The organism is Mycolicibacterium sphagni, from assembly GCF_002250655.1.
In the GTDB taxonomy this organism is placed as follows: Bacteria; Actinomycetota; Actinomycetes; order Mycobacteriales; family Mycobacteriaceae; genus Mycobacterium; species Mycobacterium sphagni.
In genome coordinates this window covers 1-22,814 of record NZ_NOZR01000016.1, presented here as the reverse complement: position 1 = coordinate 22,814, position 22,814 = coordinate 1, and the positions used below count along the sequence as shown (strand labels likewise).

General features: G+C 65.8%; 21 protein-coding genes and 1 tRNA gene. 6 read left to right on the top strand and 16 right to left on the bottom strand.

The genetic code is table 11. The features are described 5' to 3' along the window. The first annotated feature begins 334 nt into the window (after positions 1-334). On the top strand, positions 335-1,255 hold the full coding sequence (locus tag CG716_RS18300) for a hypothetical protein (protein WP_133066972.1): 921 nt from the start codon (positions 335-337) through the stop codon (positions 1,253-1,255). 188 nt (positions 1,256-1,443) lie between these two features. On the opposite strand, the gene CG716_RS18295 is transcribed toward CG716_RS18300, so the two are convergent. The 4 genes from CG716_RS18295 to CG716_RS18280 form a co-directional block, all read right to left on the bottom strand. Continuing rightward, entirely contained in the window at positions 1,444-1,908 is a 465-nt protein-coding gene (locus tag CG716_RS18295; protein WP_207760719.1) for a MarR family winged helix-turn-helix transcriptional regulator, read from the bottom strand. 851 nt (positions 1,909-2,759) lie between these two features. Next, a complete protein-coding gene (locus CG716_RS29630) occupies positions 2,760-3,428 on the bottom strand; it encodes a DUF6611 family protein (protein ID WP_133066971.1) in 669 nt (222 codons plus the stop codon). Positions 3,429-3,609: 181 nt separating this feature from the next. After that, complete coding sequence (locus CG716_RS18285; protein ID WP_234817902.1) at positions 3,610-5,085, bottom strand: potassium/proton antiporter; 1,476 nt, start codon at positions 5,083-5,085, stop codon at positions 3,610-3,612. A 229-nt stretch (positions 5,086-5,314) separates the two neighbouring features. Continuing rightward, a complete protein-coding gene (locus tag CG716_RS18280; RefSeq protein ID WP_234817901.1) occupies positions 5,315-6,718 on the bottom strand; it encodes an alpha/beta hydrolase in 1,404 nt (467 codons plus the stop codon). A 242-nt stretch (positions 6,719-6,960) separates the two neighbouring features. Here CG716_RS18280 and CG716_RS18275 point away from each other — a divergent pair, with 242 nt between their 5' ends. Both CG716_RS18275 and CG716_RS18270 read left to right on the top strand, forming a co-directional pair. After that, entirely contained in the window at positions 6,961-7,503 is a 543-nt protein-coding gene (locus CG716_RS18275) for a MarR family winged helix-turn-helix transcriptional regulator (protein ID WP_094482154.1), read from the top strand. A gap of 588 nt (positions 7,504-8,091) precedes the next feature. Then, entirely contained in the window at positions 8,092-8,709 is a 618-nt protein-coding gene (locus tag CG716_RS18270) for a maleylpyruvate isomerase family mycothiol-dependent enzyme (protein WP_094482152.1), read from the top strand. Between the two features lie 116 nt (positions 8,710-8,825). On the opposite strand, the gene CG716_RS18265 is transcribed toward CG716_RS18270, so the two are convergent. From CG716_RS18265 to CG716_RS18255, 3 genes are read right to left on the bottom strand one after another with little or no spacing between them, the layout of a single operon-like run. Continuing rightward, positions 8,826-10,004 carry an FAD-binding domain gene (locus tag CG716_RS18265; protein ID WP_094482150.1) on the bottom strand — a complete coding sequence of 393 codons (1,179 nt, stop codon included), beginning with the start codon at positions 10,002-10,004 and terminating at the stop codon, positions 8,826-8,828. 16 nt (positions 10,005-10,020) lie between these two features. Then, positions 10,021-10,515, bottom strand: coding sequence for a hypothetical protein (locus CG716_RS18260; protein ID WP_094482148.1), 495 nt, complete (start codon positions 10,513-10,515; stop codon positions 10,021-10,023). Next, the gene (locus tag CG716_RS18255) at positions 10,512-11,528 is read right to left on the bottom strand and encodes an SDR family oxidoreductase (RefSeq protein ID WP_094482146.1); all 1,017 of its coding nucleotides are present in this window, start codon (positions 11,526-11,528) and stop codon (positions 10,512-10,514) included. The genes CG716_RS18260 and CG716_RS18255 overlap by 4 nt, the downstream gene beginning before the upstream one ends. 336 nt (positions 11,529-11,864) lie before the next feature. Between CG716_RS18255 and CG716_RS18250 the strand changes: the two genes are divergently transcribed. Next, positions 11,865-12,350, top strand: a complete 486-nt coding sequence (locus CG716_RS18250; protein WP_133066970.1) for a hypothetical protein — start codon at positions 11,865-11,867, stop codon at positions 12,348-12,350. Between the two features lie 74 nt (positions 12,351-12,424). Here the strand turns inward: CG716_RS18250 and CG716_RS18245 are convergent, their stop codons facing one another. From CG716_RS18245 to orn, 7 genes are all read right to left on the bottom strand, one after another. After that, a complete protein-coding gene (locus tag CG716_RS18245; protein ID WP_094482142.1) occupies positions 12,425-12,907 on the bottom strand; it encodes a nitroreductase family deazaflavin-dependent oxidoreductase in 483 nt (160 codons plus the stop codon). 60 nt (positions 12,908-12,967) lie between these two features. After that, positions 12,968-14,767 (bottom strand): glycoside hydrolase family 15 protein, encoded by a 1,800-nt coding sequence (locus CG716_RS18240; protein WP_094482328.1) that lies wholly within the window; start codon positions 14,765-14,767, stop codon positions 12,968-12,970. A 95-nt stretch (positions 14,768-14,862) separates the two neighbouring features. Continuing rightward, positions 14,863-15,393, bottom strand: a complete 531-nt coding sequence (locus CG716_RS18235) for a DUF4383 domain-containing protein (protein WP_094482140.1) — start codon at positions 15,391-15,393, stop codon at positions 14,863-14,865. Between the two features lie 753 nt (positions 15,394-16,146). Beyond that, positions 16,147-17,031 (bottom strand): helicase RepA family protein, encoded by an 885-nt coding sequence (locus tag CG716_RS18230; protein WP_094482138.1) that lies wholly within the window; start codon positions 17,029-17,031, stop codon positions 16,147-16,149. A gap of 100 nt (positions 17,032-17,131) precedes the next feature. Then, positions 17,132-17,314 (bottom strand): helix-turn-helix domain-containing protein, encoded by a 183-nt coding sequence (locus CG716_RS18225; RefSeq protein WP_094482136.1) that lies wholly within the window; start codon positions 17,312-17,314, stop codon positions 17,132-17,134. 403 nt (positions 17,315-17,717) lie between these two features. Next, positions 17,718-17,790: transfer RNA gene (locus tag CG716_RS18220), tRNA-His, on the bottom strand. A gap of 42 nt (positions 17,791-17,832) precedes the next feature. Beyond that, positions 17,833-18,468, bottom strand: coding sequence for an oligoribonuclease (orn, locus tag CG716_RS18215; protein WP_207760717.1), 636 nt, complete (start codon positions 18,466-18,468; stop codon positions 17,833-17,835). 75 nt (positions 18,469-18,543) lie between these two features. Between orn and CG716_RS18210 the strand changes: the two genes are divergently transcribed. After that, entirely contained in the window at positions 18,544-20,115 is a 1,572-nt protein-coding gene (locus tag CG716_RS18210) for a helicase HerA-like domain-containing protein (protein WP_094482132.1), read from the top strand. Here CG716_RS18210 and cmrA read toward each other — a convergent pair whose 3' ends face one another. Next, a complete protein-coding gene (gene cmrA, locus CG716_RS18205; protein WP_094482130.1) occupies positions 20,116-20,922 on the bottom strand; it encodes a mycolate reductase in 807 nt (268 codons plus the stop codon). 36 nt (positions 20,923-20,958) lie between these two features. On the opposite strand from cmrA, the gene CG716_RS18200 reads away from it, so the two are divergent. Further along, entirely contained in the window at positions 20,959-22,269 is a 1,311-nt protein-coding gene (locus tag CG716_RS18200; RefSeq protein ID WP_094482128.1) for an MFS transporter, read from the top strand. On the opposite strand, the gene CG716_RS18195 is transcribed toward CG716_RS18200, so the two are convergent. Then, on the bottom strand, positions 22,266-22,814 hold a 549-nt coding region (locus tag CG716_RS18195), incomplete at its 5' end, for an MmpS family transport accessory protein (RefSeq protein WP_094482326.1). The two genes, CG716_RS18200 and CG716_RS18195, sit on opposite strands and share 4 nt — an antisense overlap.

Sequence of the window (22,814 nt, the reverse complement as noted above, 5' to 3'; positions counted from 1 at the left end):
ATTGACCGCCAGCCCGCGCCGGCCGTCTCTTGGACCTTTGGTCGCAGCTCCGTGACTCGCGCAAGGTGAGGGCGCTGCCGCGCCACCTGCCAATACTAACACTATGCAATAGTTCGCTTTATGCAATAGTTGCGCTGTGCGACATATGGCGAAGCTGTTCGGCGCCTTCACTAATCGCTTGCGGCTCGAGTCCGCGTTTTGCTGCCCTGGCCAAGCTCTGACGGGGCCGCCGCGGACGACATTATTCGGCCGCGTCGCTGGCGCTGCCATGGTTGCGCTTGTGCTGACTGGCTGCGCGTCCACGCCCCCTGATCGCCGGGCAGACGTCGAACGGTTGACGCGACAGATCGCCGCCATGCCGGGAGTGCACGCGGCCCGGGAGGATTTTCATGACAGCCCCGCGCAGGGCATGGTTGATTTCCGCATCGACGTCGACGTGTCTGATCAACTAACTGGCGAGCAGGCCGCGGCGATGGTCGCCCGGTATCTGGTCGGCCTCGACAGCGGCACGTTCCGCGGATACCGCGCAGAGCTCGACCTACGACGGGGCTGGAATGTCTTCGCCGTAGACAGCGGCGATCGGCGCATCGCCAATATCGATCAGCTTGTCCAGCAGGCCAGGGACTGGGTGGCTCTGCGGCACGAGTTTCCCTCTAGCACTGTGACGTTGCGCGCGACAATTGTTCATCCCTCGGGTCCCTTGGCTGTCCAGGAGCAAGGGCGCTCCAATACAGCCAGCATCGAATTGCCCGACAACGCCGACTACGCGGCCGTCGCCGCAGTCGTATCCACGTTGTCCGCGAGGTTCGCCCACCTCGCCGCAATGGAATGGAAGGTCACGGCCGGCAAGCTTCACCCAGGCCAAATCACCACCACACGCAGGTTTCCGACGGCGGCAGAACTCGACGTCTGGAACAAACTCAATGCCGATCAGTCGATCGCCCACATCGATGCATTGCAGATCAACGGGCCAGTGACGCCGCCGGTGTGGTTCTCCGAGAAGACCATCGAATCGCGCGCCGTTGCATTGGCAATGCAGCTTGCGGAGCGCCACCTGCCCTTCGTGGCCACGCTACCGGCACCGGTCCTCTACAGCGCCAGCGACCAATTGTCCGGACACATCGGTGGCGGTGGCTACGCCAGGGGTCCGGTCTCCGTGACGGTCGGCGGCTGCACTCCCCGCGACCCCCGGGTGTACCTGCCGATTCCTGCCGAGCAAGCGCTCATCGATCGATACGCCAAGTGTCACAGATAGAACTTGCGCGGGTCAGAAAAAATGGGACGCCATGGGCCCACCACGGGTCGCGGTGTGCGCGGGGAAGGGTTGTTGAGTCATTCGGGTCGTGATGTGCAGACGCGCATCGATCGGGCCGCAAGAGCTGTAAATAACTTCGCGAGTGCGGGATTCGCTCCGGCGGTGTGTAGCCCGGGCGTTTGGCGTAGCTATGCTGAAGCCGGCGGCCAAAGCAAGGTGATCATCCTGGCGTCGTTGGACGGTTCCCCTGCCGCATCGGCGAAGGCTTCCAAGGCCGTCGCAACCACATCACGCTGATCGGCGGCCATCGAGCGCAGTACACGTTCGATCGCTGCGCGCCGATGTGCCGTCACCTTCTCCACCAGGCGCCGCCCCGCGGCAGTGACGGTCAAGGTGATATTGCGGCGATCGTCCTCAGCTTCACGACGATTCAGCAGACGAGCTGTGATCAACCGGTCACACGTTCGACTAGCGCTCGATGGGTTCACCCCTAAGGCTGCAGCCACCGACGCCAGGTTCAGCGGACCGCGGGTGGAGAGAATTACCAGCACGCGAAATTGCGGAACGGTGACCACATCATCGACCTCGGCGATGGATTCTGCGGCGACGCCGACCAGTGCTCGCGATGCCCGCAACACGGCATCCACCTGCATCGCCAGAGGCGCCCTCCCTGCAGTGCGCGCTCGGCGAGGCGATGTCACGCGTGAAGTGTCCTCTACCGCAGGTCTCGACTGCAACCATGCACGCCGAGAGCCCCCACGAACGAAGCCCGCGCCGTCACGGGCATCACAGCAGGGTCTCCCATTCGACGCTACCGAGGTAATCCTCACTGGAGGCGCCGGAGATGAGACGAGCAGACTGCTGGGCGAGGTTGACGCGAAGCGCCCAACGACTTCGGTCCAGTCACCCTCGTCGGTGTCCACCGCGGCAGTGCGACACTGCCTAGCGAGGGCCGCCCCGGCGTTCACCGGGCGAGCTTCCATCTCATTTGGCAAGACGGCATCCCCGCCTCGGTCGGCGTGCGGACTCGATTGCGATCCGGGCCAACGGTATTCACGCCAGATGGGTGAATGATGCTGCGGCACAGCATCCTCCCGACAATAAGGGTCGGGATGGCCTCGTCGGTCCACTCGGACATGCGATCACGGATCTCGCCCTCACGTGCGTCAATAGGCTTGCGCTGAAGCGGACCTCAGCGTCCCGTCCCCGTTGAGCTCATCGGGTGCTTTTTCCTAGCAAGCGGTTTCGTGGCGCTGTCCAACAGCCAGCTGTCCGGTGTCTTGTTTGCTCGCGGACGGCGGCGAGGGGTCGAGGGACAGTTTTGCGCGCCGCCTGTGTGTTGGTATTGAGGAAGGTGCGGGACACGGCGACACCGTTGACGCCGGGTCCGGTTTCCCGATTCCGCCTGGCGTCGCAGCGGTTCAGGTGCTCGACGATCGGCACGACCGATTGCGGGAAGGGTCACCGGCACGAGGGCGTCGAATTTGGCCAACAAGAGAATCCTTCAGATCGGCGGCTGTTCGTCGAGGGGCTGGGACTGGTCGGTGCCGAGTCGGTCATAGAGCTGCCACCAGGCGGCTTCGTGGTCGGTCGTCGTCATTTGTTTTTGAGCGCGCATCGCATCCGCGTTGGCGAGCGCGGCGACCAGGGCTTTGATCTCGGCGTAGATCGGCGCGGAACGCCGATCGGGGTAACCGGCGATCAGCTCAACCGAAAGCGTGCGCACCTGCGGACGTAGGACTCCGACTTTACTGATCAGCGAAGCCTCTATTCCCAGATAGACCATCGTCGAGATGCCGAACGCCGCCCAAGGCCGTAGCGCACTGCTCAGACAGGCCTCCGACATCAGCCACAGGACTGCACCCCATGCTGGCCAGGCCCGCGACAGCCGCAGCAGGCGACGCTCAGTCCCCGTGATGCCCGGCGGAAAAACCACCAACCTGTACCGCGCGGTGCCACATTCACCGGGCTGGACGTCGATCGAGCCCCATGAGCGCTCACCGTCCAGTACCCAAGTGCACCACCGCACGGGTGCCCTGGTTAACCGGCTCGAAGGTCGCGTCCGGTCAGCAGCCGGTGCGATGGTCATATCTTGAGCGGTCTGCGGCGATCCGGCCCTCGGCTGCTCCTCGGGCACTGGCTCGCTACCGGACCGGCCGCGGGCGTCGTTCATGTGTCGAGGTCTACGCCGAAAGGTTGGCTTCACTGTTTGTCCACACGCGATCTATACGGAATTCTTGCCGTTCTTTACGGTTCACTCTGATGGGGTGAATCCAGCTATGACATTTGAGCGGCCGTGCAGGGCAGAGGGCCGACCGATCCGGCATCGACTGCAGCCGGGCCGCCGCGCCGGCTTACGAGCGGACGAATAAGGCGGTAAGTGTGTCGCGGAGTTCGGGATCGGCGAGTATGACGACCTCGTCGCCGGCGTGCAGTTCGGTGTCCGCGCGCACGGGCACCAGGCCGCTGGTGCGGACCACCATGCTTACCCAGATGTCGCCGGCGTGGTCGCCGAGGTCTTCGATGGTCCAGCCGTCGGCTGCCGATCCGGAGGCGACGGTGAGCCGGTGGACCCCGTGCGGTTCGTCGCGCAGACGCACGCCGATCGCCCAGGGCTCAGGAGCGACGGTGCGCATGGGCAGGCGCAGCAGTCGTGCGATGCCGGGTACGGAGCTGCCCTGTACCAGGACCGAGAAGGCGACGACGATGACCACGATGCCGTAGAGGCGTTCGGCGTCGGGGACGTGGGCGGCTCGCAGGAACTCGCCGAGCAGGATGGGCACCGCGCCTTTGAGGCCGGCGAGCAGGATGAAGACGCGTTCGTTGCGCTGCAGCCGGACCGGAATCAAGCAGGCGCCCACCGCTAATGGCCGGATGACCACGGTGAGGGCGATGGCGAGGGCGACCCCGGGGATCCATACATCGGGGTGGGCGAGCACGTGCAGGTCCACGGTTAATCCGAGGATGGCGAAGGCCACGATTTCGGCGAGCCCGGCCAGGGCGGCATGGAACCTTTTGACTTCAGGCTGGAAGGGGGCGCGGGCGTCGCCGATCACGATGCCGGCGACGAACACGGCGAGGAATCCTGATCCGTGCGCCAGGGTGGCGACGCCGTAGAGCATCAGGATGCAGGCCAGCGTACGCAGCGGGTAGAGGCCCTCGCTGGGCAGCGGCACACGGCGGATGAACAGGAGCAGGGCGCGCCCACCGATGACGCCGACGATTGCGCCGATCACCATCTGCAGCGCGAACTCGGTTCCCACGCTGGCGAAGCCGGCGACGCTGAGGCCACCCGCAGCGAGCAGGCTGATCATCAGGGAGATACCGACCGGATCGTTGGCGCCCGACTCGCCCTCCAGGATGGTGCCACTGCGCCCCGCGATCTGGCGCTTACCCAGCACGGAGAACACCACGGCCGGATCCGTGGGGGCGACAGCGGTGGCCACCAGCACCGCGAGGTACCAGCTGATCCCGCACGCGTAGTGCAGCGCCAGCGCACCGCCGGCGGCGGTGAGGAAGGTCCCGACGACGCCGATTGACAGGATCGGGACGATCGCCGAGCGGAAGCGCGACCGGCCGATGTGCATGCCGCCGTCGAACAACACCAACACCAGTGCGAGGGTGATCACCCGCTGCACGGTCTGTGTCGACGGTGCGTGCAGCGCGGGTTGCGCGTTCACGGCCACAGCGGCGCCGACCAGCACCAGCAAGGCCACCGGGATCTTCACCCGCTCGGTGAGGCGGTTCGCTAGGACCGCAACCAATCCGACGGCACTGGCGAACAGAATGAACAGCGCGTAATGGGCAGTGTCGTTCACGATGAGGGCCACCGATCATCCAGCACGCCAAGCCTTTCCACCGGTTGGCAACGACACGCCGACCAGACTTCCCGGCACACCCACGACGGAGTCTAATCTCTCGTGCGGACTTTCGAACACGAGGCTCATTGACCGCGTGCAGCCCTTCGCGGCAGACTTACGCGCTGGCGGTGGGCGTCGTCGCGCAATCAGTGCGAGATCTGACCGCACACAGGTTTTCTCTTCGTGGATTCCGGCCGGGCTACTTGGCCGCCGGTGGGTCGGCGAGTGATGACACCGCAGTGAGCGGAACTGGTAGGCCTGGCGGCGCGCCCGGTATCGGGATGGCTGGCACAGTGGGGGTTCTCAGCTGGCCTGCGAGCCACGGCAGCGCAGCGTTGAACGCCTGGGCAGCGAAGGGCCAGTCGTGGTGACCGGGCAGCGTTAGCACCGAGCAGGCGATGCCCTGTGCAGAGCCCATCCTGCACAACGTTTGGGCGGCCTGGTCTTGGCCTTCGGGGTTCGCGAGATCGGGACTGCCGCCACCGCGCGGCTCGTCTTTGGCGGCGACGGCGAACAGTCCCGATATGGCGTTGTAGTGGCCGTGACGGGTGATCACCGTGGTCGGGTCGAATGCGGCCCAGGCGTCGGAGTTACCGCCGAACAATCGCTCGATGGTCTGCGCTTTGGTGCCGGAGTTCGGGCTCAGGTCCCCGGCGATGTCGATGAAGGTGCTGAACAGTTCCGGACGGCGTACGGCCAGTTCGACGGCGCACGTGCCACCCATCGACCAGCCAACGACACCCCAGTGGCGCCGGTCAGCGCTGACACCGAAGTTGGAGATCATATAGGGCACAACATCTTTGGTGAGGTGGAAGGAGGCGTTCCCGCGGATTCCGTTGACGCATTCCGTGTCGTTGTCGAACGCCCCGGTGGCGTCGACGAAAACGAACACCGGCGCGTTGCCGCCGTGCGCGGCCGCGAAGTCGTCGATCGCGTGCACCGCACTTCCGGCACGCAGCCAGTCGGCCGGGGTGTTGAACTGCGCGCCGATCATCATCACCACCGGCAGCCGCGGTGGCGGGTTGGCGGCGAACCACGCCGGCGGCAGGTAGACCAGCTCGTCGCGATGCGGGAAACGCGATGCCGCGGCACTGATTGTTACGGGTACGACCACGCCGCGGCTTGGGCGGGTGCCGGCGAGCTGCATCGCGGTGACAGTCATCCGGTCGGTCTGATCGGGAAGAGGGCTCACCGTTAACTGGCTCCACGCGGAGTGCACAGTCGGGAAGTAGCCAACCCACTGGTTGACCACCAATGCCGAACACAGGGCGCAGGCCGGCACGCAGGCCAGCCCCAGGGCGCGTCGCCACCACCGAGCGCCGCGCCATCCGACCGCGGCGGTGACGAGTGCGAGGCCGGTCAGCCCGACCCACCACCACAGCCGACACGGCGCGGGGTCGCCCGCCACGCCGATCGAACCGAGATAGACGTTGACCGCAACCGCGAGTGCGCCGCCAAGGGCCGCTGCCGCCGGCAGCCACCACGTGCGCCATCGCCGCGACCGCCATCCCACTGCCATCACGACAGCGGTGAGGGTGATGAGTTGGACGAGCGCGGGTAGCCAGCCAGACGTCAGTGACTGCTGCCCGATGAGGTGCTGCACCTCGATCAGGCCTCTCGCGTTGCGGCCCAATACCCGGGCGACAAACGCTGGGCCTGTTGTGCCGTCGGTCGCCCGAGATGTTCCGCACGGCGAGCTGTCGACGCCACTGCCACTCCTTCACAGATGGGAATCGCACTAATTTACGTGCGGAGTGCAGGGCATGCAAAACGCACACGCCTATCCGGACCGCGCGGATATCAGCGTTCGGCACGGTATTCTCCGGCCAGACACGAAAGGACCGCATGGCTGTATCGAAGAAGCGCAGGGGTGGGCTCGCCGCTTCCAGCGCCGTCGCCGATGACTTCCTGATTCAACTCGAGCAGGCCACGCGAGGGCTGCTTGCGTTGAACGTTTCAGTGCTCGAGCGCATGGAAAAGCGGATCGGACTGGCGCCATTGCGCGCATTGCAATCCCTGGAGCGCCTAGGTCCCAGCATGGTGACCGAACTCGGCGACGACCTTGAGCTGCTGTCGTCGACGGCGAGCCGACTCAGCGACCGCCTCGCTGACGCCGGCTACATCACCCGCAGCGTGTCGCCGGCCAATCGGCGCGCGACCTTGCTGGAACTCACCGATGCCGGTCGCGCCGTACTCGACGACCTCGAGACCTTGCGGGTGCAGGCCTTCGGTGAGGTTGCTGCGCTCATGAGTGATGTCGACCGAGCGGCGCTGGTCCAGGGCACCCGGGCGTTCACTGACGCCCATCGGGAGCTGTCCGACCGCGCGCGGCAGGACCGCATGGGTCCGGTTCCAACCCGCGCTGAGGATGCACGCGGATCTGCTTAACCGACAGCTGCGGGTAAATCAAAGGTCGGCAGCTCTTTGAATCTGGGTGACCACCATCAGAGCGATCAAGGTCGGTCGGCCTCGAGAGTAGTTCGACCGCACGGAAATTCCTGACCACCACCGAGGCGCAGTGCCGAAGCGAAAGCACCGCATGCACTCTCGATCACCTGCACATTGGAGCGATGCCCGTACGCCTCTCGGACTTGTCCTCCCGGGTTTTCACCTCCGCACCGCGGCGAAATCGATTGGTACAGCGCGGTCTTTGGGGTGCGGATCGGACCTGAGGTTCCCCGAGGTGCAGGGCCGACGGACGCCGTTCGCTCGTCTGACGAATGCCTACGGAAATTGGATGCTGTCGGTCTGCGCGACGGACAACCCTGTCCCCACCCAGTTCTTTCGAGTCACCGGCTTCGTCGACCCACCCGCTCGACTTGTCAGCCCGTCATTTGTGTTCTGAACCGCGCGTGTCCATCTGGGGCCCAACAGAGTGCTGCATCCTCGGACCAATCTGCTGCCATAGGTCTAGACAGAAGTTTGAGCCCGCGACAGACTTCCTTTCAGCGAGCACCGGCTTGAGGAGGTGACGTCGTGAACTGTCTCGAGATGGCCACCGCCGAGCGATCAGACCTGGCCGATTTTCTGGCGACTCTCACGCCAGGGCAGTGGGAGGCGCCGTCGCTCTGCGCCGACTGGCGCGTCCGGGACGTGGTCGCTCATGTGATGAGCTTCGACAGCGTCAGTCTGCTGGGCATGTTTCGCCGAGCCATCCGTGGTCGGCTCGTACACATCAACCAGGTGAGGGTTGACGAACTCGCATCGCTCACTCCCGAACAGCTCCTCGACCAGCTACGGTCTCAGCTGCGGCCGCAGGGCCTGGCCACCACCTTCGGGGGCCGGCTCGCCCTGCTCGACGTCACGATCCATCATCAGGACATCCGCCGCCCACTTGGGCTACTACGCCAGATCCCGGCTGAGCGCTTGCGATGGGTCCTGGCCGACAGCGTGCGCAGTCCAGAGCTCCCCGGGTGGCGCCTCGCCCGCGGTGTACGCCTGATGCCGACCGATCTGGACTGGAGCCACGGGTCGGGACCGGAGGTGACCGGACCAGCGGAAGCCGTGCTGATGGCGATCACCGGTCGGGCGAGTGTCATCGGCGAGCTGGCCGGCCCAGGACAGCTGGTGGTGGCCAGGCGGCTCGCCCGCTGACTGGCCCTCAGACGGCTACCAGCAGACGGGAACAGAGGTCGCCTGAAACCTAAGACGAGCACGACGCGGGATCCATGCCGGCGGATGTGTGACGGGAGCCTCGGCCGAGCGGTCAATCATATTGTGTAGTAAGGCAATTCGAAGTGGTCGACGAGGGTGTGTGCGAGCAAAAGATCCGCCACCGGGCGGATCTTCAGTGCCCGCATTGCCGCATTGCGAGTCCTAATGCCGAGTCGGGTCCGTGGTGTGAAGAATGAGATGAACTTGCGCGCACCGACCTGTTTGTCCTCGATGAGGTCCCGTATGCGCGCCTCGTAGGCATCGAAGGCTCCGCGATAGTCGTTGTTCGCGCGGGCGAGTTCGCCTGCCAGGACGTAGGACTCGGTGATCGCCAGACCGGTGCCCTCGCCGGCGAGCAGTGACACACAGGCAGCCGCATCCCCGGTCAGCAATATGCGTCCGCGTGACCAGCGATCCATTTTTATCTGGCTGACCACATCGAAATACAGATCATCGACATCGTCGAGCGCTGCGAGTATCTGCGGGCATTCCCAGCCCGCGTCGGCGAACTCGCGTCGCAACCGCGCCTTGGCGGCGGTGACGTCGCCGACGTCGGATATCCGCTCGGATCGGAACACGAATAAGAACAAGGTGCGGTTGCCGCGCAGAGAGAATCGACCCACCTGACGGCCGGGCAGATTGTGGGTCACATAGATCAATTCATCGCGCGGCGCATAGCCGTCGACGACGAACGCCGCGACCACGCAACCGAGGTAGTGCTCGAAGCGCGACTCGGGCCCGAACGTCAAATCGCGCACGGCGGAGTGCAATCCGTCGGCGCCGATCACGAGATCAAACTCACGTTCCGGCGTCGTGTCGAATTCCACCTGCACGCCGTGGGGGTGTTCCTCGATGGCGGTGATGCTGGTTCCGAAAATCGTCTCGACGTCGTCCTTGATGGTCCCGTAGATGGCCGCAGCCAGGTCACCGCGCGTGAGGCTGGTGTACTTTCCGTCCGTGGCGCGCCGGATGGCGTCAACGTCGACGCTGGCCCCGATGCGACCCTCGTGGTCGACCAAGCGCAACTCCCGCATCGGGTAGCCGGCATCGCGGATGGCCGTCTCGATGCCCATCCGCTCTGCGACGCGGTAGCCGAGTCCCCAGAAATCGATCACGTATCCGCCGGTCCGGAACTGCGGTGCCCGTTCGATCAGGGTGGGCGTGTGACCGGTCCGATGCAGCCAATGCGCGAGGGCCACGCCGGCCACCCCGGCACCGCTGATCGCGATCTTCATCCCGCCGAAATCCCCCTTACCGGGCCCCAGGCGGCGGACTTGCCGGAAGGCGCGTGGCGCGTGCGTCGTGGGCTCTGGCTTCTAGCCACCGCCCGCCGGGGAGCACGGGAAGCAGGGTTGTGGCGAGCGCGTCGCGGCGACGTTCGTGGGCCGGCGGCGGAGTGGTCCCGGTGGTGAGGTCACGCAGGCCGAACAGCGCCCACAGCGCCGCGACGACTCCGTCGGTGATGCCGGCCCGGGCACGACGAGAGTCGACGGCGGCCAACCCGAACGCCGTGACGGCATGAACTCCGTCGACCCAGGTTCCGGCGGCAAGGACTTCCGGGCTGGGCCTCAGTCCCGACAACGTCGCCTGGGCGAGATGCCGTGCGCCCAGGATGCGCGCGACGACGACCGCTCTACTGTCGACCTCGACGCCGTGCACCCGCGTCAGCACCGTTGCGGGGGCAGCCAACAGCGCTGCGCCCCAGAGACCACGGACAATCTCGACCGACCGCAGGCGCGGGCTCATCGGCGGCCTCGTCGAATAAGAGCCGCGGCGATGGCGACGGCTCCGGCCGCTCCGGTGAGCACGGTCTGGCGGGCGTGCTGGGAAAACCACAGCTGCGGGGAGACGCTCAGCGAACGGTCGTCGAAGACACCGTGCGCGCCGTGGTCCCCGCCCTGGTCGTCATCGCGGGGTTCCCACAGATTGTTGGGGCGGTCGGGGCTGACCCACTCGCCGGTCTGTTGCGAGGCGTAACCGGTCTTGGCCAGGTAGCGGTCGAGCAGCGCCGGCGCGACACGCTGGCCGAGGACGGTCGCGGCTGTGCTAGCGCCGACCCAGAATTGCTTGCGCCGCGGGTGATCTGCGGCGAACAGCACGGCCCGCGCGGCGATCTCGGGCTGGTAGATCGGTGGCACAGGCTGCGGGTGGCGCGGTAGTCGCGAGAGCACCCAGGAGAACTGCGGTGTGTTGACCGCCGGCATCTGCGTCACGGTGATGTGGACATTGCTGTCCTCGTGCATCAGTTCGGTGCGCACCGACTCGGTGAAACCATTAATGGCGTGCTTGGCGCCGCAGTAAGCCGACTGCAACGGAATCGCGCGATCACCCAGGGCGGAACCCACTTGCACGATCGTGCCGGTGTTCCGGGGGCGCATGCGCGACAGCGCGACCATGGTGCCGTGCACGTAGCCGAGGTAGCTGACCTCGGTCACGCGGCGGTACTCCTCGGCGGTGATCTGATGAAACGGCGCGAACACCGACGTGAACGCGACGTTGACCCAGATGTCGATCGGACCGAACGTGCGCTCGACGACGGTAGCCGCGGCGTCGACCTCGGCGTAGTCGGCGACGTCGGTGGGAATGGCTAGCGCCTGACCGCCGGCGTTCTCGACGTCCTTGACCGCGCCGTCCAGTCCGCTCGGACCGCGGGCCAGCAATGCGACGCGGTCGCCGCGCGCCCCGAACATCCGGGCGCTAGCCCGGCCGATCCCGGCGCTGGCTCCCGTGATCACGACGGTGTGCGCTGATGTCATCATCTGCTCCTTCTGCTGTGTGCCCCGCGACCGGCCGCGTGACTAGACAGCGGGGTGTGGTTGTGGGGGAGGGTGATCGGTGCTCGCCCCTACCATCGGTGGGGTGGCGGCGAAGGTAACACCATCCATCCCCACTGTGGCCCTGCCGGGCCGGTCTGTCCTGGGGCATATCGACAACCCTACCCTCGATCATGCATTTCGCACGATATGCATGCTGCAGTCTGTGCTATATGAGAATACTGCCGTGCGGATGTAGTCTTGGAGGGGTCGGGAAGCGGGTCAGTGACAGCTTGAGTTTGGCAGCGGAACGCAGTCGAAGGATGGAGACGGGACGAGGTGGTGTGTTCGAACAGGTACGGCGCCAGGACAGCCGATTGTCGCCGGCACCTCGCGGGGGTCGCCTCGGTGTGCCTGGCGGCGGGTGCTCTTCTGTTCGCGGGCTGCTCGAGTGCGTCGTCGGGCGCATCGACGGCGGCGTCGATGGGCGGCGACCCGGCCGCGTCCCCGCACGACGGTGACGGACGGGCAGGAGAAATGCACGCGTTGTCGGCGCGCGGTCTTGTCAGCGCGTTGAAGACCGCCGGTTTCGCGGTCCCGAATCCTCTCGACACGACGGTGCAGGACTGTTCTGCGGACGGGTGCCAGCAGTCCATCGTCACCGACACGCTGCGGGTCGAATCATTTGCCACTACCGCACAAGCCCAGCAGTACGCGGCAGACCGAGGCTTCTATCAGGTGGAGACCGTTGTCGTGTCCTTCGCTCCGCCGCTGCCGGAAACCGAACGAGCCCGCTACCGGACGGAGATCCAGAAGCTGGTGGCCTGAGTCGGTGCCGTGGCCGCGCGACCGACGGCAACCCCGGGCTCTCGAGTCTTTTCGTCAAGACTCAAGGCTCACAACTACGTTCGGGCAGCGAACCGAATGAAGGGCATTCGACGTCCGACCTCTCCGAAGTCGGCCTCCGAACCGTCAACCGAGAAACCCAGTACACGGGGCAGGAGCAGCTTGGCCGCGACGCGGTGTCGTGCGGAGTAGCGGGCGAAGACTTCGGCGCCCTCTTCCTCGGTGAGCGGTAGGGCGACCATGGGCATTGTTTTCCGCCCGACCTGGATGCTGACCTCCGGAGTCTGTAGCACATTGCGATACCAGGCGGCGGCAGCTCCCCACCCCGACGCGACGACGTAGCTGCCGTCGGCCCGATCATGCTCGACGACCTCCAAGACGGCTTGGCGCCGCTTGCCGGAGACTCGGCCAGTGTGATTGAGCAGCATGATCCGCGTGCCGAACAGCCTGCCGAGGCCGAGTCGATAGATATAAATCGGCAGCCGGTACGCGAAGCGGCTCAACGCCGTCGGTGGCTGCGGCTTCTTGACGATTTTCATCAAGAGTTTCCTCTCTCGTGCGAACTTCATCTGTGGTTGCCCTTGGGCGCAGTCGGGCCGTCAGCTTTCCCGGGATCGGTCGGTGTGGGGCGGGGGGCAGGCCAGCCGAAGCGAACACTCCAGCATCAGCGCGTGCACGAACGCCTGCGGCAGGTTGCCGCGGAGCTGACGTTCGACGATGTCGTACTCCTCACAGAACAAGCCCGGCGGCCCACAGGCGGACCGGTTGCGTTCGAAGTAGCGGACAGCCGCCGTCTGGTCGCCCTGTTGATGGGTGGCGAGCGCCATCAAGAAGCCGCAGAGCGTGAAGGCGCCTTCGGCCTCATGCAGCGGCCGGTCGTTCTGGCGGAACCGGTAAACGTAGTGGTCACGTGCGAGCTCGTCGCGCACTGCTTCCACGGTGGCGATGCTGCGGGGATCATTAGGCGACACGGCACCACGAACTGCCGGCAGTAGCAGGGCCGCGTCGACCCGCACGTCGGTAGGTGCGCGTTGCCATCGTCCGCCGGGATGTACGCAGTCGGCGGTGTCGGCGGCGATGACGTCGGCCAGCGCGCTCCAGTCGGCGGCATCGCGGCGGGACGCGTGCGCGGCGATTGCGCGCAGACCGGCGACGCAGGTCAGCCGGGAGTGGGCCCAGCGGCGGTTGTCCAATTCCCAGATGCCGGCGTCGGGCTGACGCCAGCACCGGCGGATTGCAGCGACGGCGGCCACGATCGCGCGGTAGGCCTCGGTGTCGAGGCGGTCGTGGCCCGCGGCGGCCGAAAACAGCAGCAGTGCCTCGCCGAAGATGTCGAGCTGGAATTGAGAATTGGCGTGATTACCGACGATGTCGGTGCCGCCGGGGTAGCCCGGCAGGTGCAGGGAACGCTCGTCGGGTACGGCCGCGCCCGTGGTGGTGTAGGCGGGCTTGAGGTGCGGTCCGTCGGCCAGCAGGCGGTCGGAGACGAACCGCACCGCCGTATCGAGCAGGGGGTGCGGTCCGTCTGCCGCGACTGCCTGCCCGGCGTAGCACTGGTCGCGTATCCAGACATAGCGGTAGTCGTAATTGCGCCCGCGATCGGCGCGCTCGGGCAGGCTCATGGTGGCCGCGGCGACCATTCCGCCGCCAGCGCTGGTTAATCCTCGCAGGACGGCATAGGAGTGTCGGGCATCGTGTGGGGCGATGCTGGCGCCGAGAGTGGGAATTGTGTTGGCCCAGGCGGTTTCGGTGGCGTCCCACATCTGTTGAGGTGGTGTCGGGGTGTCGTGCAAAGCGCCGTCCGATAGCTCAAACACAAGGTCGTGGTGGGCCCCTTCGGGGAGCTCGAGGGTGGTGCGCAGCGACGGGATGCCGTCCGCCGATCGTTGCGGGATCGCCTCGGCAGCCCCGCGAAACCGCATCCGCATACCGCCGACCTCGGCGTGCCAGTGACCCGCCTGGTCGCGGTGAAGGTGTTTCATGCCGTGGCGGCCGAACGCCGCGGCCGGTTCCAGCTGGACGCTGACGCGGGCGGGGCCCCGTATTGCCAATACCTGCCGCAGGAGCACGAGGCGGTGCCGATCACCGGGGAAGGCCAGTGCTTCGCGGCATTCCACGATCCCCGAGGTGGTCACCCAGCGGGACCGCCAGATCAACCCGTGCTCGTAGTAGCCACCCCAGGTGAACCGCCCGGCGGGTGTGATGGCGTAGTTGCCCCGTCCGCCGATCAGCGAGCAGAAGACCGCGTCGTCGTCCCAGCGCGGTGCGCATAACCACGCCACGTCGCCGCCTGGTCCGATGAGGGCGCCGCGCTCGCCGTCGGCCAGCAACGCATACTCGCGCAGCACATGTGGTGCGAGGTGGCACTCCGGCGTTGCCCCAGCGGCCGCCGCTGCGATCTCAGCGGCACGTCGGCCCTGGCTCGAGGTCTCGCGGACGGAGGGCCTCGGTTTAGGTGTGCAGCTGGGTGATTCGGTTGCCACGGGCGTACCTTTCAGCAGCGCAGGGGATCTGGGTGCATTTCGTTCGGTGGCCGCTTCCGGCGACGCATCCACGCGGGACCTTCGAGTGCGTCGGGGATCAGCCAAATCAGCAGGGCTAGGTTGTATGCCAGCAGCACCGCGTGCAGCACGCTGTCCCGTGGATCAAACCCGAATAGTCCCGGGGTGGCACGGGCGGACGCGACCGTGCCGATCGCGAATAGCAGCAGGAAGGCCACCGTCGAAGTGGCCGTGACTACGACGGCTGCCCGCCGGTGCAGGCTGGCCGGTACCGCCGCCACGCCCAACCCGGTCAGCACTGCGCAGTGGGCGGGGGTCACGGCCAAGCCCAGCAGTGCCGCGCCAGTGGGGCCAGCGGACGGACTTATGGCCACCGACTCCAGCCCGGCAGTACCCAATCCGACCAATAAAATCCCCTCAGCCAGCAGGAACCATCGCCCAACGCGGAAGTGGCTCGGGTTCAGCCTGATTCGCCGCAGCTGCGGTGTGATAGCGGGCGCGGCACTCTTCGTGGATGCGGACATCACTCGCCTCCGTGGGTGCTGTGGGCGGTCATAGGATCCGTCTGGGGCTGCGCGGATGCCGTGCCCGGGTAGGCCGGGCACACCGCCATCGGCCCCAGCGGCGCAAGCCGGAGGCCGTCACGTGCTCGTCGGTCGTCAAACCGTGGCCCCCTCCTTGTGTGGACCGAAATGGACGGCAGCACGCCACGCACCGCCGAGCGGAGTGGGGGCGGTCCGTGCCACCAGCTCCCACATTAACCACATTGCATGCTGTTCGCATGATCTGCCTGACACAGGCAATGTGGTGTGCATGAAAATGTGGTTACGCGGGTAGGTGGACGTGGCATCCAAGACCCGGCCGCCCCGCGGTTGGCCGGTTGTAGGCCTTCTATCCCGAATTGCAGTGTGCGCAGTGTCAGACGCCGTCGCCGTGAATCTGGACCCGGTTTCGTCGGGATTTCTATAGGGCCAAAATAGGGCCAAACTTTCAGACCAGGTGCTCCAGAGGGTCCTGATAGCGCGAAAGCAATTCTTCGGGAACTGGCTTCGCCCCGGAAGCCCCTTTTTGAAAAACGTGGCTCACTAGAGATTGAGTCGTCCCGGTCGCGGGAGCTTCAATTTGACAGCGATTTCGGACCCACCCCGCCTCGCAAACGAAACAGCAGTTCAGGGATGGTATTGCCTGGGATGTCCCAGCCCTCGGCGTCCCACCCTCCCCCTTCTAGGGGGAGGGGAGTGGGACACACGGGAAATGGCGTCAAACCCGGGCAAACGCTAGAGAGCTGTCCCAACTGGTGGGGACACCTTTTGGGCACGTTGCAGGCGCTTACGTGCGGCATCGAACGTAATTCCCTCAACCTCGGCAAGACGTCTGGCTTCCTCGCTCTGCGACGGTCCGGCATCTGGGCGCCGGACTTCCACAATGCAGGAATCGGCCACCTGCGACAGCTGGAGATGGTGACGGTCCACTAGGGGGCCTTCCTTGCGTTTCTTACGATCTAGAAGGAACCCAGCGCCATCTTTCGATGTGGCGTAGATGGTATCGGCAGCACCCTCAAGTGCAGACGAACCTCGTAGCGTGTGCCCATCCTTGCCGGTGTGGTGTACGGCCAGCACGGTACCGGTAGCCCGTCGAATTCGATCGAGCGAGTTCACGGCAATGCCCATATCGCGTGCTGAATTTTCGTCGGCACCGACAATGCAGCGGGCCAGGGTATCTACGATGACGAATTCGTATTCCCCGTGGATGCGGTTGATTAGGTCGTCTACCTCCGCATAGTCCATGAGATTCACCGGCAATGGATAGACGTGAAACTGGTCATCGGAAATGGGGTAGCTCCACGCCTGCTCCCATGCCGCGAGCCGTTTGTCGAAGCCCTGAGCGCCCTCGGCGGCGACGTACAAGACCTTGGCCTGCTTGGTCTTGCGCCCCTGCCACGGCCGCCCCGTCGCCACGCAGGCAGCCAAATCGATGGCCACAAATGTCTTCCCCACGCCCCACGGTCCATACAGAACGGCAACGGTTCCTTGGTCGAGCGCGTTACTTATGAGAGGTTCTGGTGGCTTTGAAGAGGCTAATGCCGACCGGGTCACAATTTGGTCTGCGCGGTCTGGCGCTTCAATGAGTCTGGGGATAAAGAAGTCGTTATTTTTTGTCATGGTTCTTTTCTCTTAAATTTGCTTCCAACGCCTCAGCGGCGCAGATGACGTTTATTCCACGGTCAAGTTGCGGCGACCAAGCCGCTCAACTTCCGGAGGCCTACGCCGCGCCACCAATCGGGCTTGCGAGCTTCAGAATCGATGCACGGTCAACCCGAATGAGCTTCGGCCCAACGCGGTAGGCGGTCAGGTAGCCCTGGGAGATCCAGCGCCTGATGGTCTTCTCATTGACGCCTAGATAGGCGGCGGTCGCCTTGATGTCGGGCTGAGCGGGAAGGGTCATAGCTTTCTCCTGGAACGACAAAAAACCGGGCGACCCAACGGGGTCACACGGCGTGATCGGATAAACGGCAAAAGCCACCCACGACAATGGTTACGGATGGCCTTGCTAACTTCGGCGCTCGTGGCTCCGCCGGATGGGTTCGGCGCTCGTGGAACCGCCGGATGTTGTCCTCGGCGCTCATGGAACCGCCGCATGGACTCGGCGCTCATGGAACCGCCGCATGGACTCGGCGCTCATGGACCCGCCGAATGTGTTCGCCGTTGACCCTACATGGCCGCGGCCGCTCGTGTCTCGGTCAGACGACCAGAAATTTTTGGCGGAGCCAACATCAACGTCACGCTAACGTCACGCCACCCTTGCCCATGAAAAAAGTCAGGCCCCGAAATCGGGGCCTGACCTGCAGGGTGGCTGACGGGACTCGAACCCGCGACAGCCAGGATCACAACCTGGTGCTCTACCAACTGAACTACAGCCACCATCGCTGCGACCGTCCGAAGGCGGCAGCAGCGTCGTCGATACTAGCCGTTATCGACCGCTTCAGCCGAATCCGAGCCTCCGGGCCGGTCGATCTCGGCAACCGCGTTGGCGATATCGCTGGTAGAGGGGCCCGGCTGGGGCACGAACGCGGTGTGCCGGTAGTACTTCAGCTCGCGGATCGATTCCCGGATGTCGGCCAGTGCCCGGTGCGCGAGCCCCTTTTCCGGCTGGCCGTAGTAGATCCGCGGATACCAGCGCCGGCACAGCTCCTTGATCGAACTGACGTCGATCATCCGGTAATGCAGGTAGGAGTCCAGTGTCGGCATGTCCCGCGCGATGAAGCCGCGGTCGGTGGCGATGGAGTTCCCGGCGAGCGGCGCGGTCTTGGCCTGCTTCACCTGGCTGCGGATGTAGTCGAGGACCAGTTGCTCGGCGGCGGCCACGTCGATGGTCGAGGCGCGGACCTCTTCGGTGAGCCCGGACCGGTGGTGCATCTGGGCGACTACCTCGACCATGCCGTCCAGCGCCCCGTCGTCGGCGTGGATCACGACGTCGATGCCCTCCCCGAGGACGTTGAGCTCGGCGTCGGTCACCAGAGCGGCGATCTCGATGAGCTTGTCGGTCCGCAGGTCCAGGCCGGTCATCTCACAATCGATCCATACCAATTCATCACGCACAGCGCTCAACATTAAGCCCCCGGTGCCAAGTAGTGTCGTAGCGGCCATCACCTGAGCAACCACGGAGGTCGGCCCATGACCAGCGAAGCGACAGCCACACCTGCGCAGCAGATCGCCGCCGGCTACGCGACGACGGGCCAGTCGCTCGATCTCGGGTCGGTGGTCGTCGACGGGGTGGTCGACCCCGGCGCACAGGTCCGCATCCCGCTGGCCATGATGAATCGCCACGGCCTCGTCGCCGGCGCCACCGGCACCGGCAAGACCAAAACGCTGCAGGTGATCGCCGAGCAGCTGTCCGCCGCCGGGGTGCCGGTGATGATGGCCGACGTCAAGGGCGACCTGTCCGGCCTCGCCCGGCCGGGGGAGGCCAGCGAACGGACCCTGCAGCGGGCCAAGGACACCGGCGACGACGACTGGACCGGGCAGGCATTCCCGGTTGAGTTCCTGTCGCTGGGCACCGGTGGTCTCGGCGTCCCGGTGCGTGCCACGATCTCGGCCTTCGGGCCGATTCTTCTGTCAAAGGTGTTGGGGCTCAACCCCACTCAGGAATCCACTCTCGGGCTGATCTTTCACTGGGCCGATCAGCAGGGCCTTCCGCTGTTGGATCTGAAGGACCTGCGCTCGGTGATCACCTATTTGACCAGTGACGAGGGCAAGGAAGTCCTGAAGACAATCGGCGGGGTGTCGCCGCAGACCGCGGGGGTCATCCTGCGGGCGCTGGTCAACCTTGAAGCCGACGGTGGCGAGACGTTCTTCGGGGAACCCGAGATCGACCCGGCCGATCTGCTGCGTGTCGACGCGCAGGGTCGCGGCGTGATCACCCTGCTCGAGCTCGGTGACCAGGCCACACGGCCGGTGATGTTCTCGACGTTCCTGATGTGGGTGCTGGCCGACCTGTTCACCTACTTGCCCGAGGTCGGCGACGTCGACAAACCCAAGCTGGTGTTTTTCTTCGACGAGGCCCACCTGCTGTTCGCCGACGCCTCCAAGGCATTCCTGCAGCAGGTCGAGCAGACGGTGAAGCTGATCCGGTCCAAGGGCGTCGGCGTCTTCTTCTGCACCCAACTGCCCACCGACGTCCCCAACAACGTGCTGTCCCAGCTGGGCGCCCGCGTCCAGCACGCCTTGCGCGCGTTCACGCCCGACGATCAGAAGGCGCTGTCCAAGACGGTGCGCACCTATCCCAAGACCGAGTTCTATGACCTGGAAACGGATTTGACGTCTCTGGGCATCGGCGAGGCCGTCGTCACGGTGCTGTCTGAACGCGGTGCGCCGACCCCGGTGGCGTGGACTCGTTTGCGCCCGCCCCAGTCGCTGATGGACACCATCGGGCCCGATGCCATCAAGGCTGCCGCGCAAGCCAGCCCGCTCTTCGCCAAGTACGGGCAGACGGTCGACCGCGAGTCCGCCTACGAGAAGCTGGCGACGAAGTTGGCACCGCCCCCGGAGGAGCCCGTCGACCTGCCGCCGCTGTTACCGACGGGCATCGACTTGCCGCCGATGCCCAAGCCCCAGAAGGCGGAGCCCGGTGTGCTCGATCAGGTGATGAACAGCCCGGCGTTCAAGAGTGCGATGCGCTCGGCGGGCACGGTGATCGGCCGCGAGATCAGCCGCAGCATCTTCGGCACGGGCCGCCGCAGGCGGTAATCAGTCGCCCCCCAGCTTCTTGTAGACGGCGCCGACGATCGGCGTCACGATGGCGCGCGGGGCATACCCCGACGCGACCGACATCGCCTTGGACGTGATGCCGGGCACGATCCGCATCCTGTTGCGCGCCAAGCCATCCAGCGAGATCCTTGCCGTGTATTCGGTGTTGATCCACAGGAAGTCGGGGATCAAGCGCTCCACCAGTGACTGCTGCGCCGGGTCGGGCAGCTCGGTGCGTACCGGGCCGGGAGCCAGCACCGTCACGTGAACACCGGTGTCCTTCAGCTCGCCGCGCAGTGACTCGCTGAACGTGTTGGCGAAGGCCTTGGTCGCGGCGTAGGTGGCGTTGTTCGGGATCGGCGAGTTTCCGGCGGCCGACCCGGAGATCAGAATGCCGCCGGCCCGACGGGCCAGCATCCCCGGCAGCACCGCCAGCACCAGATCGTGCACACCGAGCACGTTGAGCTGAACCTGCGCCCGCTCGGCGGCCGGATCGAGCTTCGACACCGGCCCGAATGTCGCGGTGCCCGCGTTCGCGCACAAGATCGAGATGTCGCGGCCGGCAAGCTCGTCGGCGAGCGCGGCCCGCGCGTCAGGATCGGCGAGATCGACCGGACGCACCTCGACGATGACGCCGTAGCGCTCGGTGAGTCGTGCGGCCAGAGTGTGCAGCACGTCGGCCCGGCGCGCGGTGATGATCAGGTGGTGGCCACGGGCGGCGAGTTCGGTGGCCAGCGCCTCACCGATGCCCTGGGAGGCACCGGTGACGACGGCTCGGCTGTCCGGTGCAGGTGCGGGTACTGGCATGCGGCCATCGTAGGGGGAGCCGATATCGTTGCCCGCATGACCAGCCCCCCGCCGGTTGCCCAGACCGCCGGCCGGTCGAAAGTTATTTCCTGGGCGCTGTGGGACGGCGGTTCCACCGGCATGAACGCCATCGTCTCCACGTTCGTTTTCTCGGTCTACCTGACCAGCACGGTCGGCCAGGGCCTGTCCAGCGGTACCTCGCCGGCCAGCTGGCTGGGCCGAGCGCTGGCGATCGCTGGCCTCACCGTTGCGGTTCTTGCCCCGCTGACCGGCGTGCTGGTCCAGGCGCCGCACCGCCGCCGCGCCGCGCTGACGATCTTGACCGGCTTGGCGGTGGCCTCCACGGCCGCAATGAGCCTGATCCGGGCTGACCCGGCGTACTTCGCGATGGGTTTGGTGCTACTGGCATTCACCGCCGCGTGCGGCGATCTGGCCAGCGTCCCCTACAACGCGATGCTGCGGCAGCTCACCACACCGCAGAATTCCGGGCGCATCTCAGGAACTGGGGCGGCCGCCGGCTACTTCGGCAGCGTCGCGCTGCTGATCCTCATCTATGCCGCGTTCATCGCCGGTAGCGGCCCGAACCGCGGCCTGCTGGGCGTCTCGGTCGCCGACGGTCTGAACGTGCGCGCGGCGATGGTCATGGCGGCGGTGTGGTTCGTCGTACTCGCTCTGCCGCTGGTGATCACCGCGCACAGCTTCGTTCCCGCGGTCGAGCCGGAATCCCAGCCCGTCGGCCTGCTCGGCGGCTACCGACGGCTTTGGAACGACCTGCGAGCCGAATGGAAGCGCGATCGCAACCTGGTCTACTACCTGATCGTCAGCGCGATCTTCCGCGACGGTATCGCCGGGGTGTTCGCCTTCGGTGCGGTGCTCGGCGTCAGTGTCTACGGGATTTCGCAGGCCAATGTGCTGATCTTCGGCGTGATCGCCAGCACCATGGCGGCCCTCGGCGCGGTCCTCGCGGGGCCCGTTGATGACCGGATCGGCGGCAAGCCGGTGATCGTCGCGTCGCTGGCGCTGATGATCGTCGTCGCCGTGACCCTGCTGTCGTTGTCCGGGCCGGTCGTGTTCTGGGTATGCGGGCTGTTGTTGGCGCTCTGCGTCGGCCCCGTCACGACGTCTGCACGCACGGTGCTGCTGCACATGGTCAGCGACGGCAAGGAAGCCGTCGCGTTCGGGCTCTATACGACTACCGGACGGGCGGCGTCATTCCTCGCGCCGTGGCTGTTCTTCGTTTTCGTCGACGCTTTCCACGCCGACCGCGCCGGTCTGGGTGGGTTGTGCGTCGTGCTGGCTGTCGGCTTGGCGGGCATGCTCTTGGTGAAAGTGCCCAACGACCGTTAGCCGGCCCCGGTACAGATGGTCAGTCCGCGGCCGGTGCGCTCGCGCACCTGTGTCCCGTTTACCGTGACGTCGCAGGTCACGTCCTGGCCGACGTTGACGACCGCGACGCTGGCCGATGCCCGCGCCGGCGAGGGCAGACTGACTTCCTTGCTCCACGGCAACATCACGTTGAACTCGGTCTGCATGACGCCGCCGGTGTCGACGTAGGTGATGTTGATCGCCCTTCCGTCACCGCTGACGTTGTATACGACGGTGTCGGTGCCAGTCGGGCTGGTGGCCCCGCCCGGCACTGTCGGGGAGGTCGGGGAGGTCGGCGCACCGCTCGTCGTCGGCAGGGGGGACGTTGTGGTGGTCGGGATCGAGGTGGTGGCCCGGGGCGCAGACGTCGTCTCCGACAGCGGCGGCAGCGGCGCTACCACCGTGGTCTCCCTGGTCGAGCTGGTCACGATTACCAACGCGATCACTAACCCGACGACCAGAAGCACCGCGACACCGGCGGCGATCCACAACCACTTCGGCGATTTGGGTGGGCCGGGCGGAGGTGG

What these genes read in the sequence shown, in the direction of transcription:
- CG716_RS18295 (WP_207760719.1), bottom strand. Translation starts at nt 1,908, where the DNA reads ATGCAGGTGGATGCCGTGTTGCGGGCATCGCGAGCACTGGTCGGCGTC.
- CG716_RS29630 (WP_133066971.1), bottom strand. Translation starts at nt 3,428, where the DNA reads ATGAACGACGCCCGCGGCCGGTCCGGTAGCGAGCCAGTGCCCGAGGAG.
- CG716_RS18275 (WP_094482154.1), top strand. Translation starts at nt 6,961, where the DNA reads ATGGCTGTATCGAAGAAGCGCAGGGGTGGGCTCGCCGCTTCCAGCGCC.
- CG716_RS18265 (WP_094482150.1), bottom strand. Translation starts at nt 10,004, where the DNA reads ATGAAGATCGCGATCAGCGGTGCCGGGGTGGCCGGCGTGGCCCTCGCG.
- CG716_RS18260 (WP_094482148.1), bottom strand. Translation starts at nt 10,515, where the DNA reads ATGAGCCCGCGCCTGCGGTCGGTCGAGATTGTCCGTGGTCTCTGGGGC.
- CG716_RS18255 (WP_094482146.1), bottom strand. Translation starts at nt 11,528, where the DNA reads ATGATGACATCAGCGCACACCGTCGTGATCACGGGAGCCAGCGCCGGG.
- CG716_RS18245 (WP_094482142.1), bottom strand. Translation starts at nt 12,907, where the DNA reads ATGAAAATCGTCAAGAAGCCGCAGCCACCGACGGCGTTGAGCCGCTTC.
- CG716_RS18235 (WP_094482140.1), bottom strand. Translation starts at nt 15,393, where the DNA reads ATGTCCGCATCCACGAAGAGTGCCGCGCCCGCTATCACACCGCAGCTG.
- CG716_RS18230 (WP_094482138.1), bottom strand. Translation starts at nt 17,031, where the DNA reads ATGACAAAAAATAACGACTTCTTTATCCCCAGACTCATTGAAGCGCCA.
- CG716_RS18225 (WP_094482136.1), bottom strand. Translation starts at nt 17,314, where the DNA reads ATGACCCTTCCCGCTCAGCCCGACATCAAGGCGACCGCCGCCTATCTA.
- CG716_RS18210 (WP_094482132.1), top strand. Translation starts at nt 18,544, where the DNA reads ATGACCAGCGAAGCGACAGCCACACCTGCGCAGCAGATCGCCGCCGGC.
- cmrA (WP_094482130.1), bottom strand. Translation starts at nt 20,922, where the DNA reads ATGCCAGTACCCGCACCTGCACCGGACAGCCGAGCCGTCGTCACCGGT.
- CG716_RS18200 (WP_094482128.1), top strand. Translation starts at nt 20,959, where the DNA reads ATGACCAGCCCCCCGCCGGTTGCCCAGACCGCCGGCCGGTCGAAAGTT.